Below are 544 nucleotides of genomic sequence, written 5' to 3' on the forward strand. Positions count from 1 at the left end.
CCGATATCCTCGGAAAGCGCGCTTGGGTGCGCGTCTGGCTCGGCCCCGAAGCTGGCCCGGGCATCGGACAGGAGCGAGTCCTGGTTGGCCTTGAGCGCCAGGCACCAGTCGCCACCACCCGCGTTAATCGCAGCAACCGTACGGCGATTGCAGTGCAGGGCATCGGCGGTCACCACCTTCCCCTTGAGCGCGATCAGGCCAAGCGCTTCGATGGCGGCCTCCAGTTCCGTACCCCGATCGGCCGGCACGCTGGCCAGCGTCAGGCGCAGCCGCGCCGCATAGGCCGAGACCATCATCCGCGTCCGGCCGCTCTCTCCCGCATCGCGGGCCCCGCGCAGGGCCTTGCCGTCAACGGCGATCACGTCGCCATCACGAAGGAGGGCCGCGACATCGGCCAGCACGCGCCCGAAAGCCGCATCGAGCGCCTTGGGATCGATCATCCGGAACACGGCCGAGAAGGTGTCATGCGACGGAACCGCGTGCTTGAGCTTGAGGAAACCCCTGAAAACGCTTTCCTTTGCGCGCCCGAAGGCCGCCATCTCGG

Annotated in this window: 1 protein-coding gene; it reads right to left on the reverse strand. The window is 68.0% G+C overall.

From position 1 onward, the window contains the following. On the reverse strand, positions 1-544 hold a 544-nt coding region (locus FJQ48_RS12855; protein WP_139975429.1), incomplete at both ends, for an ISAs1 family transposase.

The sequence above is a fragment of the Ochrobactrum sp. CGA5 genome (assembly GCF_006345815.1).
In the GTDB taxonomy this organism is placed as follows: domain Bacteria; phylum Pseudomonadota; class Alphaproteobacteria; order Rhizobiales; family Rhizobiaceae; genus Brucella.